The organism is Hahella chejuensis KCTC 2396 (assembly GCF_000012985.1).
Taxonomy (GTDB): Bacteria; Pseudomonadota; Gammaproteobacteria; order Pseudomonadales; family Oleiphilaceae; genus Hahella; species Hahella chejuensis.
Genome location: NC_007645.1, coordinates 6,710,492 through 6,728,261, shown reverse-complemented (window position 1 = coordinate 6,728,261; position 17,770 = coordinate 6,710,492). Strand labels below are relative to the sequence as shown.

Annotated in this window: 19 protein-coding genes; 6 read left to right on the top strand and 13 right to left on the bottom strand. The window is 54.8% G+C overall.

Going from position 1 to position 17,770, the window contains the following annotated elements; translation table 11 throughout:
- Positions 1 to 68: 68 nt before the first annotated feature.
- From HCH_RS29785 to HCH_RS29745, 9 genes are all read right to left on the bottom strand, one after another.
- Positions 69 to 1,049 (bottom strand): TRAP transporter substrate-binding protein, encoded by a 981-nt coding sequence (locus tag HCH_RS29785; RefSeq protein WP_011400291.1) that lies wholly within the window; start codon positions 1,047 to 1,049, stop codon positions 69 to 71.
- Between the two features lie 387 nt (positions 1,050 to 1,436).
- Positions 1,437 to 1,625, bottom strand: coding sequence for a DUF6316 family protein (locus tag HCH_RS33375; protein WP_011400290.1), 189 nt, complete (start codon positions 1,623 to 1,625; stop codon positions 1,437 to 1,439).
- Between the two features lie 111 nt (positions 1,626 to 1,736).
- Complete coding sequence (locus HCH_RS29775) at positions 1,737 to 2,900, bottom strand: glutathionylspermidine synthase family protein (protein ID WP_011400289.1); 1,164 nt, start codon at positions 2,898 to 2,900, stop codon at positions 1,737 to 1,739.
- 3 nt (positions 2,901 to 2,903) lie between these two features.
- Complete coding sequence (locus tag HCH_RS29770) at positions 2,904 to 3,533, bottom strand: DUF1190 family protein (RefSeq protein ID WP_011400288.1); 630 nt, start codon at positions 3,531 to 3,533, stop codon at positions 2,904 to 2,906.
- 11 nt (positions 3,534 to 3,544) lie between these two features.
- Positions 3,545 to 3,961 carry a DUF350 domain-containing protein gene (locus HCH_RS29765; protein WP_011400287.1) on the bottom strand — a complete coding sequence of 139 codons (417 nt, stop codon included), beginning with the start codon at positions 3,959 to 3,961 and terminating at the stop codon, positions 3,545 to 3,547.
- A 69-nt stretch (positions 3,962 to 4,030) separates the two neighbouring features.
- Complete coding sequence (locus HCH_RS29760; protein ID WP_011400286.1) at positions 4,031 to 4,675, bottom strand: YjfK family protein; 645 nt, start codon at positions 4,673 to 4,675, stop codon at positions 4,031 to 4,033.
- On the bottom strand, positions 4,668 to 5,714 hold the full coding sequence (locus tag HCH_RS29755) for a potassium channel protein (protein ID WP_011400285.1): 1,047 nt from the start codon (positions 5,712 to 5,714) through the stop codon (positions 4,668 to 4,670). Before HCH_RS29755 ends, HCH_RS29760 begins: the two co-directional genes overlap by 8 nt.
- A 17-nt stretch (positions 5,715 to 5,731) precedes the next feature.
- Positions 5,732 to 6,415, bottom strand: a complete 684-nt coding sequence (locus HCH_RS29750) for a PspA/IM30 family protein (protein ID WP_011400284.1) — start codon at positions 6,413 to 6,415, stop codon at positions 5,732 to 5,734.
- On the bottom strand, positions 6,412 to 6,816 hold the full coding sequence (locus HCH_RS29745; protein WP_011400283.1) for a YjfI family protein: 405 nt from the start codon (positions 6,814 to 6,816) through the stop codon (positions 6,412 to 6,414). The genes HCH_RS29750 and HCH_RS29745 overlap by 4 nt, the downstream gene beginning before the upstream one ends.
- A gap of 148 nt (positions 6,817 to 6,964) precedes the next feature.
- On the opposite strand from HCH_RS29745, the gene HCH_RS29740 reads away from it, so the two are divergent.
- On the top strand, positions 6,965 to 7,255 hold the full coding sequence (locus tag HCH_RS29740; RefSeq protein ID WP_041600068.1) for a DUF6471 domain-containing protein: 291 nt from the start codon (positions 6,965 to 6,967) through the stop codon (positions 7,253 to 7,255).
- Between the two features lie 16 nt (positions 7,256 to 7,271).
- On the opposite strand, the gene HCH_RS29735 is transcribed toward HCH_RS29740, so the two are convergent.
- On the bottom strand, positions 7,272 to 8,108 hold the full coding sequence (locus tag HCH_RS29735) for a helix-turn-helix domain-containing protein (RefSeq protein WP_011400281.1): 837 nt from the start codon (positions 8,106 to 8,108) through the stop codon (positions 7,272 to 7,274).
- A 298-nt stretch (positions 8,109 to 8,406) separates the two neighbouring features.
- Between HCH_RS29735 and HCH_RS32820 the strand changes: the two genes are divergently transcribed.
- Complete coding sequence (locus HCH_RS32820; protein WP_011400280.1) at positions 8,407 to 8,982, top strand: class I SAM-dependent methyltransferase; 576 nt, start codon at positions 8,407 to 8,409, stop codon at positions 8,980 to 8,982.
- Positions 8,983 to 9,168: 186 nt separating this feature from the next.
- Entirely contained in the window at positions 9,169 to 10,266 is a 1,098-nt protein-coding gene (locus tag HCH_RS29725; protein WP_011400279.1) for an EAL domain-containing protein, read from the top strand.
- On the opposite strand, the gene HCH_RS29720 is transcribed toward HCH_RS29725, so the two are convergent.
- Together HCH_RS29720 and HCH_RS29715 are read right to left on the bottom strand one after the other, a co-directional pair.
- Positions 10,244 to 13,363 carry an efflux RND transporter permease subunit gene (locus tag HCH_RS29720; protein ID WP_011400278.1) on the bottom strand — a complete coding sequence of 1,040 codons (3,120 nt, stop codon included), beginning with the start codon at positions 13,361 to 13,363 and terminating at the stop codon, positions 10,244 to 10,246. The two genes, HCH_RS29725 and HCH_RS29720, sit on opposite strands and share 23 nt — an antisense overlap.
- A 23-nt stretch (positions 13,364 to 13,386) precedes the next feature.
- Positions 13,387 to 14,424: an efflux RND transporter periplasmic adaptor subunit gene (locus tag HCH_RS29715; protein ID WP_011400277.1), complete on the bottom strand. Its 1,038-nt coding sequence runs from the start codon at positions 14,422 to 14,424 to the stop codon at positions 13,387 to 13,389.
- 236 nt (positions 14,425 to 14,660) lie between these two features.
- Here HCH_RS29715 and HCH_RS29710 point away from each other — a divergent pair, with 236 nt between their 5' ends.
- The 3 genes from HCH_RS29710 (at position 14,661) to HCH_RS29700 (ending at position 16,753) form a co-directional block, all read left to right on the top strand.
- Positions 14,661 to 14,933: a YiaA/YiaB family inner membrane protein gene (locus HCH_RS29710; protein WP_011400275.1), complete on the top strand. Its 273-nt coding sequence runs from the start codon at positions 14,661 to 14,663 to the stop codon at positions 14,931 to 14,933.
- Between the two features lie 42 nt (positions 14,934 to 14,975).
- On the top strand, positions 14,976 to 15,683 hold the full coding sequence (locus HCH_RS29705; RefSeq protein ID WP_011400274.1) for a PspA/IM30 family protein: 708 nt from the start codon (positions 14,976 to 14,978) through the stop codon (positions 15,681 to 15,683).
- Between the two features lie 152 nt (positions 15,684 to 15,835).
- Positions 15,836 to 16,753, top strand: a complete 918-nt coding sequence (locus HCH_RS29700) for an alpha/beta fold hydrolase (protein ID WP_011400273.1) — start codon at positions 15,836 to 15,838, stop codon at positions 16,751 to 16,753.
- Here the strand turns inward: HCH_RS29700 and HCH_RS29695 are convergent.
- Positions 16,750 to 17,727, bottom strand: a complete 978-nt coding sequence (locus HCH_RS29695) for a zinc transporter ZntB (protein WP_011400272.1) — start codon at positions 17,725 to 17,727, stop codon at positions 16,750 to 16,752. The genes HCH_RS29700 and HCH_RS29695 overlap by 4 nt on opposite strands.
- Between the last annotated feature and the right edge of the window lie 43 nt (positions 17,728 to 17,770).

The window sequence follows — 17,770 nt, the reverse complement described above, 5'->3', positions numbered from 1 at the left end:
ACGGTTCTACAGCTCGAATTACGAAAGTATAGGAGCAACCTGGCGGTTGCTCCCTTTCCCGGAGAGGGTTATTGATTGGAGGCTTCAGCGGCCTTGATCACATCCGCCCCGATCTCCTTCTCGAACTTTTTCCAGACAGGTTTCATAGCGTCAACCCACTGCTTGCGCTCTTCTGGAGTCAGAGAGGTCACCTTGGTGCGACGGGAAGCGATGATTTCTTCTTTATCGCTATTGTCTTTCTCCGCAGCGATGCTGTTGCCGTAGGCGATGGACTCGTCCAGGCTCTTTTTGATGACGTCGCGCATGTCGTCAGGCAGCTCCATCCAGAACTCTTTGGAGGTCACCACCAGGTAGTCCAGCAGACCGTGGTTGGACTCAGTGATGTGGTCCTGAACTTCATAGAACTTTTTGGAATAGATATTAGACCAAGTGTTTTCCTGACCGTCGATAGCGTTGGTCTGCAGCAGTGTGAACACTTCAGAGAACGGCTTTTTCACAGGCACCGCTTTGACGGCTTCGAATTGCGCCGCCAGTACGTCGGAAGTCTGGATGCGGAATTTCTTACCGGCGATGTCCGCGGGCACGCGAACCGGGCTATTGGCGGACAGCTGCTTCATGCCGTTGTGCAGGTAACCCAGACCAACCAGCCCCTTACGCTCCAGCGCGGACAGCAGTTCCTGACCGGCGGGGCCGTTTTGGAAGCGCTCTACCGCCTCCATATCCTGGAACAGGAAAGGCAGGTCGAAGACTTGCAGTTTTTTGGTGTAATTGTCGAACTTGGACAGAGATGGCGCAGCCAACTGTACGTCGCCCAGCAGCATGGCCTCCAGCACGTTGTCGTCACCGAACAGCTGGGAGTTGGGGAACACTTTTACTTCAACTTTGCCCGGCAGGCGTTCTTCCACCAGTTGTTTGAACTTGATCGCCATCTGTCCCTTGGGAGTGTTTTCCGCTACAACGTGGGAAAACTTGATTTGGAGAGGGGCGGCGAAAACAGAGAAAGACAGGGTGGCGCCAACAAGGGCCGTCAGGAGTTTTTTGAATCGCATGTTATACCTCACATTTTGTTTTTGTTGGGGTTAGGCGAAAGCCATAGTCGATTACATAAGAGCAACCTCTGGGCCAATTTTTGAATTAACGTGAAATTTTAGTAATAACAGCGTGTTACGGGATTTTGTCGGAACAGTGGGATTTCTAAATGGGTGGGAATCCACCCATTTCGCTGGTTAGCGGTGGGCGGGAATCCGCATATTCTTCTCAGGTTGAAATGCGAAGCCAACGTTGTCTGGCGAATCTGGGAGCAGAAAAACTGCAAGAAAAGGAAGGACGACGGAAGTTCTGTAGTTACATCCGTCAGGACGCTCACTACAGAACTTGTGGATGAGAAATATTGGATTTATTGCCGGAAATACATGATGGCGGATAATGCCGCCGCATCAGCCTGCGGCGTGAAGATAACAGAGGTAGGCGGACAGACCTTCCTGCGCATGCTCTCTTTTATCGTAAGGGCCCAGGGGGATTTGCTCGCGAGTCATGTAATACCACTGACCGTCCTGCTCATAAAAGCGCTCCTTGCGCTGGTGATGTAAAAACTGCTCGTCATTGCTACGTTGGATTCTCGACATAAACTACTCCGTTAGAATCTTTTGGTACAGATTTACAAAACGGGCTGCAGTTTAATCAATGAGCGATCAGATAGTAATCAGCGTATCCCCACGGAGACTGTGAGACATCTCTTACAGAATCACATGGGGCAAATAGCGGGAAAGGTCTTGGGTCACCAGGGCTTTGTCCTCCCTCACGGAGATGCCCGCCGGCTGATCGTTCACCAGCCAGGAGCCCACCAGCGTGTAGCTCTCGCCGAATTTGGGAAGGGGGTGATAAGCCTGAAAGATAAAGCCTTCTTCGCCATAAGGGCCATCCGTATCGAAAAGCATTTCGCCGTCGCGGTAGAGAGCCACATTAGCGCCTTCGCGGGAGAAAATCGGCTTTTTCACCAAATCCACCCCAGGCGCATGCTCGACTTCATCTTCGAAATAAGCCGGTAGCAAATTAGGATGATTGGGGAACATCTTCCACAACATCGGCAGAAGCGCCTTATTAGACAGCACAGATTTCCATAAAGGCTCAATCCAGCGCATAGGGTTTTGCAAAATCAGCGGGGCGAACTCTTCCCGCTGCATGAACTCCCAGGGATACAGCTTGAACATCAGCTCAATGACCCGGTCATCCAGATCCGTAAATTCGCCGTTCTCGCCTTGTCCGATATCGTCGATGTAGATAAAGCGGTTGGGGATGCCCGCTTCCGCCGCGCAGTCCTGCAGATACTGAATCGTTCCGCGATCTTCTTCGGTGTCTTTGCAGCAGCTGAAGTAGAAATCAGGGCCATCGGTTTGCGCATAGATTTCCGCCAGCCTGCGCACCAGCTTTTCCTGCAGGGAGTTGAACTGGTCGCAAGCGCGGGGCAGGCGACCGTTGCGCACGTTCTCCTCCAGCCACAACCACTGCCAGAAGCCTGATTCATACAGGCTGGTGGGCGTATCGGCGTTGTTCTCGTACAACTTGGCCGGATTGCGGCCATCGTAGGCGAAATCCAGACGCGAATACAGACTGGGCTGCTGATCGCGCCAAGAAGCGCGCACCGCTTCCCAGAACATCTCAGGAATGCTGAACTTGCGCAACAGGCGCTCGTCCTCCACCACCCGGTCGACGACCTCCAGGCACATTTGGTGGATCTCGGCAGAGGGATCTTCGAGCCCGTTTTCTATCTGCTCCAGAGAGAACTGATAGTAGGCGCTCTCATCCCAATAGACTTCCCCATGCATGGTGTGAAACTGGAAGCCGTATTCGTGGGCGAGATCGCGCCAATGCGGCCGTTCCTGGATCGGTATGCGCAGCATGATTTAACCGCCCCAGCTGCTTCTTGAGCTGGAACTGGATTTGGAAGAGCTGCTCCAGGAAGATTTTGCATTCACCGTCGAACCGAATCCGCCGCGGGAAATGGTCCGCGTCACAGCGGGCTTGGGCTGAAACGCTTTGTTGTCCACGGTGACTTTACGGTTGTAGGTGCTGCCGTAGCGATAGCCGTCGGAAGTCACCCAGCTGCCGTAAAACGGAGAGCCGCGATAGTAGGAGGTGAACACCGGCTGATAATCATAACGGCGGTTCGAGTCCAGAATCTTGGCGAACATGAAGCCGGCCATGGCGGGCATGAACCAGCTCTGACCTGAACTACCCTGATAGCTGGTGCAGGCGTTGGCGCCGAATTCCGCTTCACAGTCGCGCATGGACATGTATTTGGGCGCGGTCTCCGTGGCCCGTTTGAGCGCTTGCTGATACGCTGCTTCACATTCTGAGGCGTAGCTTGGGTTTTCATTAATGCACTCGCTCATGTCTTTGTAAACCTGAGCTTCGCGGGTATCCGAGCAGGCGGTGAGCGTGACGCCGGCGACAGCGACAGTGATGGGTCGTAGCAAGAAGCTCTGACCGTTCTTTTTCATCCTGTCCAGATTAATTTCTTTCGTACGCTTCATTCCACTGCTCCTTAGTAGGTCATGCAAGCCGCGTTCAGAATGCCTACGGCCACGGAAAATCCGCCCAGTACGACGCCCGCGGACACTTCGCCGTCAGTAATGCGCTGTACAATTTTAGGCATGAAGATGAAGCGAATGATGGCGAAGGCCACAACCTGCGCAATCAGCGCGACAGCAGCCCATACCCAGAAATCAAGCAGAGATACGGAGTTGGAGGCGGCTCCGGCGAGTGCGATGGAAAAGCCAATCACAGCGCCGATAAGGCCTGTCGCAGCGGCGACGCTCTTACCTTCTTTGACCAGTTTCCACTCGTCGTGAGGCGTGACCATGGTATACAGGAATTTGAACACCAATAGCAGGACTAATGAGGAAGAAAAGTAAATCGCAAAATTCGTTAGGCCTAACAGCGAATGTGCGATAGCGTCCATGGACAGCTCCTTCTTTAATAATTATGGATATGTTATGTGGGTTGAGGGGATAAATGCGGAGGGCCGCATTTATCCAATGATAACGATGTCCGCAGGCCGCAGATTAATGCCGGTGGACAGCACCAGACAGCGGTCGGCGCGGTTATCGATGATTTTTTCTTCGCCGCAGACCATGAGAAACTCATCCAGGTCTTCATTCACGGATCTTTCATACAACATCGAAAACTGATCCGTCTCTGTGACTTCGCCTGCTTCGGTGGTGGTTTTCTCTGTCATGGCCACAGGGGGAGAGGATTCTCCGACGCTTTCCCAAACCCGCTGGAAGCGGTGGCCTTCAATACTGTATTCAGGCTGGCTGATCTGGGAGTTTATTAACATGTCCCAATCCGACTGGCTTCCAACCGCGCGGGTTTCATAGAAATACCAAAGCTTGACGTCTTCAACGTGGTTTTCCGTCATGCCGCCATTCAACACCACCTGAATAAATCCGTCGTCGTCGGTGTAGAAGCGCAGCAGTGTGCTGCTGGCGTCCAGTTTCACCTGGCCTACCGCCTGGATTAACTGGGTTTTGGCCGCGCCTTTAAAAATGACCGAAGGTTCGATCAGTTTTAGTCTCAGTTGATCGAGTTCAAATGCGCCGCCGAGACGCAACCCCATGATCTCTGGAGCGGAAGGGGGCTTAGGTTCATCTTTTTTGAAAAACTTGCTAAACACAGAGTTTCTCCCAATCAAGTCCATCGATGCGTTCGTCCGCGATGTAGTAAATCGTGGTTCCGGGCGCAACAGTATGGTCCATAGGTGGATTCAAGGTAACGGCCCCTTTGCCGTCGCCGACGGCAATCAGGATCGCATCATAACGTTCTTTTAGCGGCAGAAACAAATTTCGCAACGGGACGCTTTTGGCTTCGGCCGGATATCTGATGGAGTATTGCGTCATGCCATCCTGCACGTTCAGCAGGTCCTGATGCAATACGCTGGAGCCGGGATGCATGGCGGACTTCGCCAGCAACTCAACGTCTACCGACGGCGTGCATTCTATGTTGGGACAATGAACTTTCAACAGGCGGCTCAGATTGTCGTCGTTGAAATAGGCGATCATGTGGGCGTCTTTGTTGCGGCTGGCGCAATAGAGGGCGGCTGTCATAGTGACGTCGTCTTCCGGGGCGTCGATGATGATGGTGGACGCACTTTCCAAGCAGGCCATGCTCATTTGCGCGTCATTGTTGTAGCTTTCAACTTTGACGAAGCCTATTTCCTCCGGCATGGGATTTTCAATATCCGCTTTCGCGCAGAGAACTACCTGGCGGGTTTCCTCACTGCCGAGCTGCTCACGCAACAAGAGACGGATCAGATGAGGCGTGCGTCTTTCGTTCCAGCCGATAACGAGAATATGATTGGCGCAATCGAGTTGTTTCAAACCTTTCACTCCCTTTTTCCAGTGATAAGAGGCGAACACGGCGACTCTACCTACGAATAATGCGAACAGGCTCAGGCCGAATGGAATGACAAATACGGAAACGGCCAGTTTGCCGGCGGGGGTTTGCGGCGAGAAATCGCCATATCCGACGGTGGAGGCGGTAACGACCAGCCAATAAGCAAAATCCGGCAGAGACAGTAAATCCGTCTCGCCGGACAAATATAGGAAGAAATAGCTCAGACCCACATAGGAAAGCAATGCGATGACGACTCCTTGCCATCGCAGCTCCATAAAATGTCGGATAAAGATTCTCTTGATCTTATTTATTATTGGCATCAGACAAGCTCTTAAACTCAGTTCCCTCCGAGTATACGCGCCAGTTCGTCGTCTGCGTTAGCGTTGGAGCCGTTAATGCCGGCCGCCTTCAGTTTTGCGTCCAGAGAATCGCCGCTCTCTTCGGAAGCCAGCTCTTCTGCTGCGTCCAGCTCCGCCGAGCGCTGATTCTGGCGACTCTGGATGCGCTGCAGGGATTCCGCCGCGGTCTTCATTTTGCTGTTTGCGCCCATGTGTCTGGAAGAGACTGCGACTTGCGCTTTCTGCACGGATTCAGTCGCCTTCACCATATCGATCTGCTGCTCCATACGACGCAGGTTGGACTTGGCCTGTGCAATGTTGCGACGCAGGGTCTGCTCGGACTGGTTGAACTGATCCACGTATTTCTGCTCAGCGTCCATCTGGTCGCGCAGCTCCACCACTTTCTGCGCGCATTCCAGCGCCAGATTACGGTCGCTATCCGCCGCCTTGCGTGCGTGGCCTTCGTATTCGGCGACAGAGGCTTTCAGGCTCGCTACTTTCTGGTCGGCCAGCTTTCTTTTCGCCATGATCTGGGTCAGTGCGTGATCGGACTTACGCAGTTCTTCTTTGGCTTCACGGATTTCCTGGTCCAGGATGCGCAATGCTTGACTGTCCACAACCGCTTCCGCCGCTTCGTTGGCTCCGCCCTTGATGGCGGTCACTAATTTTTTCCAAACGCTCATAATTCAACTCCGTTAACAAGATGGTTCTGGTACGCGTCCAAAAACGCTTCAACGTTTTGGAACAACATATCAACCTCGATCAGGATGCTTTCTTCTTTGGATTGGGCCGACAGGGCGCCGAAAGCCATGTAATAGTCCTCGCCTTCCACATTGGTGATGCCAATGGTGGTGAGAGGGAATATTTGATGCGTTTTCAGAATGTCGTCATTCAGAAGTGCGCAATCTTTAACTTGGCCTTTTGCAAACAGCAGAGACTCGACAATAATTTGTTCGCCGCTGATCGCGAGATAGGCGTCGATGCCGTCGCTATTAGTAATGCACAGGCAGGTCGCTTCTCTGGTGACTGCGTAGTCATCGCGTTGACTCAAAAGGCTTTCCAGCTTTAAGAGATCCCAGCTCATTTTGTTCTCCTATTAATTTTTACCCCGATTGAAGGCTTGTAGAAAAATGTACACCAAGAATTTTATTTGCACAAACTTTTTTTTGCTCTATAGTAAATTTTAACTCATAAACGTAAATTATCTTTTACATAAAGAAGAAATGGACGCCATGGAAAACGAAACCAAACCGTCAATGAACTCCTGGAGAGAACTGGCTTCGCGCATCATTAAATTCGAAATGGCCAAACGTGGCGTTAAGTATAGCGACCTTAGCGACAGGCTGGCCCGAATCGGAACCCAGCAGAGCGCGGATAATCTCCGCAACAAGATCAATAAAGGCATTCTCGGCGCGGACCTGTTTCTGCAGATCATTCTGGTTCTGAATGTCAGAAAGCTGGCGCGAGAAGAATTAATGGACATCCTGCATGACCTTGGCGTGGACCACTCTGACCTGGAATAAAGAGAGCCGTAGCCTGTCATCGCGTCGCTTCCTCTGGTCTATGATTGGCCCGGACCTGCTTGCGCCAGGCAGCGGGCGTTGCGCCATAGTGCTTCTTGAATTGCCGTATGAAATGGGTGACGTCGCTCCACCCGACGCTGACGGCGATTTTCTCTACTGATTCACCTGTGTGGGCCAGCTTCAGGCTGGCTGCCTGCAACTTGTTGCGGGCGATCCAATCCCCTACAGAATAGCCGGTGGATTTCTTCACCGCCGCCGCCACATGCGCTGGCGTACGGTGCACCGCTGTGGCGACATCCTGCAACGATATTTTCTCCAGACAGTGACTTTGAATATATTCCAGCGCCCGTGTTGTCAGGCTGTCAGTCGGCGGCGCTGTGTGTGGAGAGTCTGCCCGCATAGCGCGGTTAACTTCCGCTAATATCAACAGAAGCAGGCAGCGGGTGACAACGCCGGTTTCAGGTGTGTTGTTTTGGCACTCCTCACGCAGATCCGCAAGCAGAGAAAGCAGACGCGCCTGTCGCGTCGGCTCAATGACGATCATCGGCGGCATACCGGAGCGAACCCGCTTGAAGGGGGACATTAGCGGGTGGGTTTCGTCAATACTCAGACAACCGGCGCAAAAGCCCAGCCACCATGCCTCCAGATTATTCGCCGACAGCAAACGGTGAGGCATGCCTGCGGGAACCAGCGTGACCACCCCCGCTCCCAGCGTGATTTCATCGCCATGACGGATGCGCGCGCTGCCGTCCAATATCAGGGATAACACATGCTCGGCGTGGGACGCCTCTTCGCTGTGTTCGTTAAAGCTCATGACGCCGTGTTCGACGGCGATAGGTTGTGTCGCATGCATGGGACGAATATAGCCGATTTTTCTTTTTTCTATTACTCAGGCAGACAAATAGTTTCCTTCTATTTGTCTGCAACGACAGGGCCTGCGCATGTCAGGCCCTGTCTCCCGCAGCTAGCCGCCGCGCAGGCGCATCCGTGCGCCTGATTATCCGCAGGCCAACATCATTGCCATGTTGATAACGTAGTTCCCAGAGCAATAAATCTAAATATCAGCCGATTTATTCCCTTGTTCCGCTCTGCGTAAAAACGCCTGGGACGCCTACCATGGTTCAGGAGTTCAACCAGAGGAAAAGCATGGTATGTCTGAGGAGAAACATCAACCGGAATGGAATGAGACCATCACGCGCTGGTACTGCGACAATTACAGCGAATGGCCAAGTAACGAGTTTGTTGTCGAAGCGGCGGACTTAAAGCCCGACAGCTGTGTACTGGATATAGGATGCGGCGGCGGGCAGGCGTTGCGTCTGGCTTCCGCTGTGGTGACGACGGGGCGTTTGGTGGGCGTAGAACCTACGCCACTGATGCTGCAGTTCGCCAAAGAGCATAAGGACAACGTTGCATCGATTGAATATCTGTCTGGCGCGGCGGAATCTTTGCCGTTAGCGAACGCTTCCGTGGATATCGCCTGGGCGGTGAATACGCTGCATCACTGGCGGGACGTCGCGGGAGGGTTGGCTGAGGCGGCGCGTGTTGTGCGTCCGGGTGGGCGACTGATCCTGGCGGAGGATGCGGATGTTACAGATCGTTCTGCGCTGAGCGACGAAGCTTTGCGAAGCGCTTTGGAGAGGGCTGGGTTCACTGACTTTCATGTCGTTCCGACGCAGCGTGGAGATGTTCTTTGCTATCTCTATCAGTGTCGTAGACTGCTGCGCTGAACGCCTTCCAGGCTGGTCGCTTGGCGACAATAACCGACGCCGGGCGGTTTACACTGTTTCACTATTATCTCCTTTACTAATAGGGATTATGGGCCACAATTATGATAATCGCGTTTAAGCATTTCGCCCGGGGAGGGCGTGTACGTGTATCCGCTCGGAAGCCTGTTGTTTGTGAGGTAAACACCGGTGACACGTTGGTATCTGGAATGTTATTCAGGCCAGGGTAATCAATTAAAGCGTCTACCGGTCAGGGATTTTCCATTCGTTGTCGGTCGCAGTGACAACGTCAGCTTCACCATAGACGCCACAGACGTTTCCCGGCAGCACGCTGAGTTCCATCAGGATGGAGGGCAACTATTCGTCCGCGATTTGTCCTCCACCAACGGGACTTTCGTCAATCACTGCCGCATCAACCAAGTGACCCCTGTTTGTAGCGGAGACGTCATTCATTTCGCCCACATTGAGGCGCGACTGGTGGATGAAGAAGACCGTCCGCCGACACCGACTGAGTCGACCTACTCTACGATGGTGATGCAAGGCGATCTGTCGCAGCGCATTCCTTTGGGGGCCCGGGATCTGAAGGAATTGATATCCCAGACGCTGGTGAACGCCGTCTTTCAACCTATCGTAGATATCAAAGGTAAAGCCGTCGCCTACGAACTGCTGGGACGGGGGGCGCATCCGAACCTGTTGCCCAGTCCGGGGCCGCTGTTCACCATTGCGGAGAGCGTCGACCTGGCGGTGGAGCTTAGCGAACTGTTCCGTGTCATTGGCATCAAGGACGCTGCAGAACATAAACTGAAAATGCCGCTGTTCGTAAATACGCACCCGCAAGAGTTATTGGATGGCCCGCGTCTACTGGCGACGCTGGAGCATGTGCGCAAGACGCACCCCAATGTGGAGCTGGTATTGGAGATTCATGAGCAGGCGGTCACCAATTTTATGGTGATTCAAGCCCTCGCCAAGGAAATCCGCACTATGGGGATCGGTTTGGCCTATGACGATTTCGGCGCCGGACAGGCGCGTCTGGTGGAATTGGCGGAAGCCCCGCCGGACGTCGTAAAGTTCGATATCGCCCTGATTCGTAATATCCACAAATCGCCCCAACGTCAGGAACTGTTGGAGCTATTGGTGTCCATGGTGCACAAAATGGGAGTGAAGGCGCTGGCGGAAGGCGTCGGCTCCAAAGAGGAGGCGGTGGTTTGCCAGCGCATGAATTTCGACCTTATTCAGGGGTTCGCCTTCGGTTATCCCATGCCCATCACGGAGTGGCTGAATAAGTAGTCACAGCCTCACCATCCCGCCCGCTTATCTGTGCGTCACTCAGGCTTTTTACCTGCCGTCCGGACCCTTCAAACAAGCGATACAAAGCCGGTACTACAAATAGCGTCAGTAGTGTTGAAGTGGTAAGACCGCCAATTATCGTCCAGCCCATGGGCGCCCACATGGACGATCCGGTCAACGTCAGCGGCGTCAGTCCGCCAATTGTGGTCAGCGACGTTAGTAAAATGGGAATCAGGCGGGTGCGGGCGGACCGCGCCATCGCCTCGCTCACACTGACGCCTTCCCCGCGTATCTGGTTGGCGTAATCCACCAGAATGATGGAGTTGTTGACGACGATTCCCACCAGTGAAGTGAGCCCGACGAAAGCGGTGAACGAAAAAGTATTACCTGTAAAGTAGAGCCCCAGTATCGCTCCAATGATGGCGAAGGGCAGCGCGGCGAAGATGATTAGCGGCTGGGAAAACGAACGGAACTGCATCACCAGCACCGCGAAGATGCCTACCACCGCCACCAGCAGGGCCTTCGCCATGCCGCCGAACGACTCTTTACGGTTTTCCTGCTCGCCCCCTACCGTGTAGTGGACGCCTTGAGGCCAGGAATAGGCGTCCAGTTTGTCCACAATCGCGTTGGTGACGGCTTCGGTCTGGTAACCGGGTTTTATATCCGCCGTCACCATCGCCATTCGCTCCAGGTTATAGTGCTGAAACTTAGGCACAGCGGTTTCCAGCTCGATATCCGCAACCTGAATCAGCGGCGTCAGAACGCCTTCAGTGTTGGCGACCATCATGCGCTGAAACTGATCCAGCTCCGGTTCGGCGCGCTCTCTCGCGGTGACGATGATGGGATAGTCTTCACCTTCATCATCCCGCAACGAGCCTACATTCAGACCTACCAGACCACCGCGAACAGTGCGGTCGATGGCGTCCAGACTGACATGGTGAAACGCTGCCTTATCGCGGTTGATGTTGACACGCAAATCCACTTTATGCCGACTGATCGGGGCGTCGACATTGATAGCGCCGTCGGTGTTGGCGATGATGTCGCTGACATCCTGAGCCGCCTGCCGCAGATGCTCTATATTGTCTCCAGTAACGCGAATGGTGATGGGCGCCTGCACGGGCGGCCCCTGATGAAACTCCTTGAAACGCACCTGAGCGTCGGCGAAGGTTTTGTAGTGTTCGCGCTGCTCGCTGACCCACTGTTCTATTTCCTGATAAGGCCGCGGCGTCAACTGCACCAGCAGCTGAGCGTAATTGGGCTGCTGCTTGCTGTCCATGGTGTTGTAGTACACGCGTGGATTACTTTTGCCGATGTTGGTGGCGACGGCGTTGACGCCGGGCTGCTCCATCAGGTATTGCTCCACTTCCTGAGCGGCTTTGCGGGTGGATTCGAAGGTGGAGCCTTCCGGCGTCTCCACATTCACCAATATCATCGATTTTTCCGCTTTTGGAAACAGACTTACTCCAACTTGGCCGAACAGAGACAGGGCGCCCGCCAGAAACACAGCGGAGATGATCAGCACGAGCCATGGATGGCGTAGACTCCACGCCAGGCCGCGAGCATAAGGACCTTCTGCGAAACTCGTCAGCGCGCGCAACAACCAGCCTGGCCTGGAGGATGACGCCCCGCCGCCTTTCAGAAAACGGCTGGCCAACAGGGGGGTGATGGTAAGAGCGATCAGCAGCGACGCGGCCAGCGTCAGGATCACGGTGACAGGCATGGAGCGGATAAAAGTGCCGGAACCGCTCTGCAGCAACAGAATCGGCAAAAACGCCAGTACCGTCGTGACCGTGCCGCTCACCACCGCCCAGCCAACTTGCGAGGTCCCTTTAATGGCGGCGTCCTCCCGGTTGTCGCCCTGACGCAGATAGCGCTCCACGTTTTCTGTGACGACGATGGCGTTGTCCACCAGCAATCCGAGAGCGATCACCAGCCCGACGATGGACATTTGTTGCAGACCAAAACCGGTCAGGTCCAACCATCCTAAGCCGATGAGGATGGAAAAAGGGATCGCCAGTACGATAACGAAAGCGGCGCGCGCGCCCAGAGACGTCAGTACTACGACGGCGACCAACAACAGGCCCTGCCAAAGGTTTTCGAAGAAGCCGTCGACGCGTTCATTGACGCTGACGCTTTGATCATGAGCGAGATGGGTTTGAAAGTTGTCTGGCAGCTCGGCGGCGAAGCTGTCGAGAGTGGTTTTCACGCCCGCCATGACATCGAAAATATTGCTGCCCTTACGCTGAACCACTGTGATGAAAACGGCGGGCTCGCCCTGATAGCGGGCGCTGTAGGTGGGCGTGCTGTCTTGCAGGCGAATATCCGCCAAATCGCCGATGTAAACGGCATGGCCATCCCGGGCGCGCACTACGGTGCGGGAGAGGGTCTCAATATCTTTGTAGTCGCCGCTGGTGCGAACGTTGAAGCGGCGATCGTCGCCGTTGACGTATCCACCGGGAAGATTTTGCGCGGTTCTGCGCACCACTTCCGCCAGTTCGTCCAGGGACACCCCATGGCGACGCAGTAACACCCAGTCCGCTTTCACCTGCACTTCCAGGTCCGCCAGCCCTTTCACATCCACGCGCTTGACGCCGGAAACTCTCTCCAGACGGGTTTCCAGACGCTCGGCATAGTACTTGAACTCTTTGGTGGACGCGGAGCCGGAAACCAGGGCGATCTGTAGAATATTCACGTCCGCCGGAGATAGCTTTTCCGTTTTCAGGCGGGCGAGGTCAGGCGGCAACTCGCTGCGGATGCTCTGGATGGCCCCCACGACATCTTCAAATTTATCTTCTGGATCGCTGCCGTACAGAAACTCCGTGCGCACCAGCACCAAACCGTCTTCTATCTCGGTGTAAACCGACTTCAGGTCCTCCAGCTCGTTGATGGCGTCTTCGATGGGGTCCACCACCAGACGCTCCATATCCACTGGTGTGGCGCCGGGATAGAGAACGGTGGTCAGGGTCGTCGGGAAGTCGAATTGCGGATCTTCCGAACGCGGCATAGTGAGAAAAGAAACCAGGCCGAGACCGAGCAACAATAAAACGGCGACCCAGGCGAAGGCGTGGTTGCGGATGGCTAATTCCGGCAGGCGCATGGCGGATACTCCGATGTGATAGATCAGGGATTGGCGGCTAGTGCGACGGGCGTCGCCAGCATGCCTTCCACCAGTCCGGTGGCTCCGCGGGTGACCAGAGTTTCCCCCGCTTCCAGGCCATGGGCCACGGCGACATGGGAAGAAGAAAAGTCACGTAGTACGATCCGACGGCGATGAGCGCGGTTATTGGCGTCCAATACGAAAACCTCCGCATTCTTACCGCCGGCGCTGATAATGGCGCTGAGCGGTATCATCACCAGTTGCTCCTCCGCTTTGGGCGTCAGCGTCACTCGCGCGACCATGCCTGACAACAGTCGCGCGTCATTGGGATGCAGACGCACCTCCACCTCGAAAACTCCGCTGCCGGGACTGGCTTTCGCCGCGGTTTCATAAACGTCCCCATTCAGGGCTTGACCGGGGTAGGCGTCCAAACGCACCTCCGCCTTATCTCCCTCTCTAACGCGTACGATTTCTTTGTCGCTGACGCCCACGCGAATGACCCAGCCCGCGTTCTCCTGGGCGAAGACAAATGCGGGACGCTGTGCGCTGACCAGTTCATTGGGTTCGATCAGGCGGCGCAGTACGACGCCATCGCTGGGGGCGATGATTTCCGAATGCTTGAAATTGAAGCGAGCTACTTTGAGACGGGCGCTCTCCACCCGCAAGGCGGTTTCCGCAGATTGCACTTGTTCAAGCGGCGCGACCTTGCTGGCGTATAGCTTTTTGAATCGTTCCAGACTCCGTTGAGCGTCGTCCCGGTAAGCCTCCGCCTGAGCCACTTCCGCTGCGATTTCTTCTCTGTCGAGGACGGCGATCAGTTCTCCCGCGCGGACCCGCTGTCCTTCCTTCACGGAAATATCCGCAACAATCCCCGGGGTTTTGAAAGACAGCGTCTGCTCAGACTGATTGGCGAGCACGCCGCTGGTGGTGATGGGAATCGTATAGGTTTCCAGGCGAACGGTTTCCGTATGAACGACAGGCTCGTCTGCATTGGCCAGGGGCGCGACGCCATATATCAACGTCGCCACTGAGAAGGTCAAAGCACGATAAAAGGGACGCATGGAGGTGATCCTTGTTTATGTTTTAAGTGTAAACATTTTAGGTTTGTAAAATAATCAGTGTCAACATGTGGGTGAGCTGGGGATTGATATCTGTGTAGGAATAGCCTGTTTCCAGTGAAGGTATCGCATGACGATACTTTGAGGCGGCCATTCAGCACCCATTCAGATTTAGATTCAAAAATAGCGGGGGCGACAGCAGAGTGAGCGGGACATCGGATCACACAGAGGGACAACTCATGACAGTTGCAGAAATCCAGAGTAATTCCAAAGGTTGGTTGTTTTACGTGAAGTCTTCTTTCGTCATCGCGCTCGCCGCCGTGGGCGCCGGCATTTTCTTCATGCCGGTGGATTTGCTTATCAAAGGTTATTTCAGCATCAGTACGCTGTTTCTCATCAGCTCGACTATCACGCTGTCTAAAACCATGCGCGATGAACATGAATCCCATCGCCTTATCCACAAGATCAATGAAGCCAAAACCAACCAAATGCTGCGGGACTATGCTGAGTAACCGAATGCAAGCAGGCCGCAAACCGTCCGCCAGGGACGACTTATGAATCACGAGGTGCTTTATATGTACTACATGCAAAAAATGTTGACCGCCGTGCGCGGCGCGACACGTGAGAGTGCGGAGCGGGTGGTGGATGCGAACGCCATCCGTATTTTTGAACAGGAAATATACGACTGCGAATGCGCCATGGGGCAGGCCAAACATGATCTGGCGCGGGTCATGGCGGAAAAAATGCGGTTGGAGCGAGGCATTGCCCGCCGCGCCAGATATCTGGAGGAAAAAGAGTCGCAGGCGGGTATGGCGCTGGAGAAGGGACTGCAAGAGCTGGCGCATGATCTGGCGACAGTCATTGCGGATCAGGAGAAAACGCTTGCGGATGAGCGGAAAGCGGCGGAAAAACTGAATGAGCATGAGAGAAAGTTGCGCCTGAGTCTGCAGTCCGCTGCGCAAAGTATTCAGAACTATCGACGTGAGTTGCGCATGGTGCAGGCTACCCAGAGCACGCAGCAGGCGACGGCGTCACTGACGGTGCGGGCGAACTCCATGGGATCGCGCATCAGCGATATGCAGGATTCCCTGCAGCGCATTCGGGAGCGACAGGAGCGATTCGACGATATGAAGCGCGCCATGGAGCAACTGGATGAGGGACTCAATGACGATGGTCTGGAGGATAAACTGCGTAAAGCGGGTATCGGAGCCAGAACGGAGGCGGACGCCGTATTGGACCGCATTCGGAAAAAATCCGCCTGACAGTTCGTATCAGTAACTTGGATAAACCGCGCACTTTGCGCGGTTTGTTGCGTTAAAACTTGGAAAGTTAATCAATTGCCCTTAATTTCCCGTATATGATGGCCTGACCTTTTTATGAAGGCTGAGACAGCGGCTTTACGATTGTACGGACCATGACCCACGCGTATTACCACCCCCGGGAGCAGTACCTCAAGGTAAACTCCATTCAGATTTGTTACGAAGAACTGGGCGATCCTGATGGCGAGCCTATGTTGCTTATTATGGGGCTGGCCTGTCAGATGACAGCCTGGCCGCCGGAATTCCTGGAGCCATTGATCGAGGCGGGCTACCGTCTGATCCGGCTTGATAATCGGGATATCGGTCACTCTTCGGAAATCGATTGTCCGCATCGGGTTCCGGTGCCCGTGGATTTTGTGCGCTCCAAGCTGGGGTTGCCGGTAACGGCTTCCTATACGCTGTACGATATGGCGGATGACGCCATTGCCTTACTCGACGCTCTGAATATTGAGCGCGCGCATTTGGTGGGCGTCTCCATGGGAGGAATGATCTCGCAGATTGTGGCCGCGCGGCAGCCGCAGCGGATCAAATCTCTGACCTTGATGATGACCTCCAACAACAGCCCCAAGCAGCCGATGCCCGATCTGGGCACATTATGGCGCATCAATGGCGGCGGTGTGCGCGGCCATCACCAGGAGGCCGCGCTGAGGCGGGGCGTCGCATTCTGGGAAACCGTGCAAAGCCCATCTTTTCCAACGCCGAAGGAGCGTATCCTGCAGCGCATCGCCAGGGATTATCAGCGCAGTTACCGGCCCAAAGGCATTGTTCGTCAGATGCGGGCGATCCTCGCCACCGGCAGCCTGGAGAAGCTGGCGTGCAACATCACCATGCCCACGCTGATTTTGCACGGCTCGGCGGACCCATTGATGAAGCCCAGGAACGGACACATGTTGAAGCAGAGCATCGCCGACGCCAAACTGGAGATGATTCCCGGCTGGGGGCATGATCTGCCTTTGCCCTTATTGCCCAAACTGGCGCAAAAAGTCATCGAGCATGCGCGATCTGTCGGCTAAATCCAGCCTTTTTTGCGTAGATAGACGATTTCCAGCACCAGCAGCGCCACCAACAGAATAGAAAACAGCCAGAAGGCGTTGCCATCGTCCACGCCGGGCATTCCGCCGATATTGATGCCGAACAGGCCGGTCAGCAGGCCCAGCGGCAGAGACACCGCGGCGACAATGGAAAGCAGATACAAGTGCCGGTTCAGGCGGTCGTTCATGGCCGCCGCCAGCTCATCTTTGATGACCTGGGAGCGTTCGCGTATGGCGTCCAGGTCTTCCACATAGCGGGTCAGCCAGTCCATCACCTCCGTCAATCTGCGTTTGTCGTTAGCGCTGATCCAACGCAACTCCGACGTTTGCAGTCGGGCGATAACATCCCGTTGCGGCGAGATATAGCGACGGAACACAATCGCCCGTTTGCGAGTGGAAATAATGGACTCGCGAATAGATTCATCCTGAGACACCAACACCCGGTCTTCCAGATCGTCGGTGGTTTCGTTCAATGTGGTGACGGCGCTTTGCATGTGATCATAAAGCTCCACGCACATTTCCGTGAGCCATTCGCCGGCTCCGCAGGGGCCCATGTTCTGCTCCAGCTTTTCGATGATGTCCGCCGTCGCCTTTAATTGGCGTCTCCCTGCGCTAATGACGCCGTATTCGGTGATCCAGGCGCGCAGGGACACCATATCTTCCGGCTCCGCCCCCTGGTTCATGTTGACGCCGCGTAAAATGATCAACAGCCCTTCGTTCAGCTCCATCATTCGGGGACGGGTTTCATCGGCCATCAGCGCCTCGGCGATCAACCAGTCCAGGCCGAGTTGATTTTCCAACAAGTCAAGCGCGCCCGGGTGCAGCACATTGATATGCAGCCAGGTCAGGCGGGACTTGTCCTGCGCCGCTTCAGCGGCTTTCTCAACAGGAATAGGAGAAGCGCTGCCTTCGCCGTCCAGGTGAAATGCATGAATGATGGGATGGGATTCGGTCACCGCCTCTTCCTTCTGTTGAAGTTGATCGGGATTTGTTGAGCAA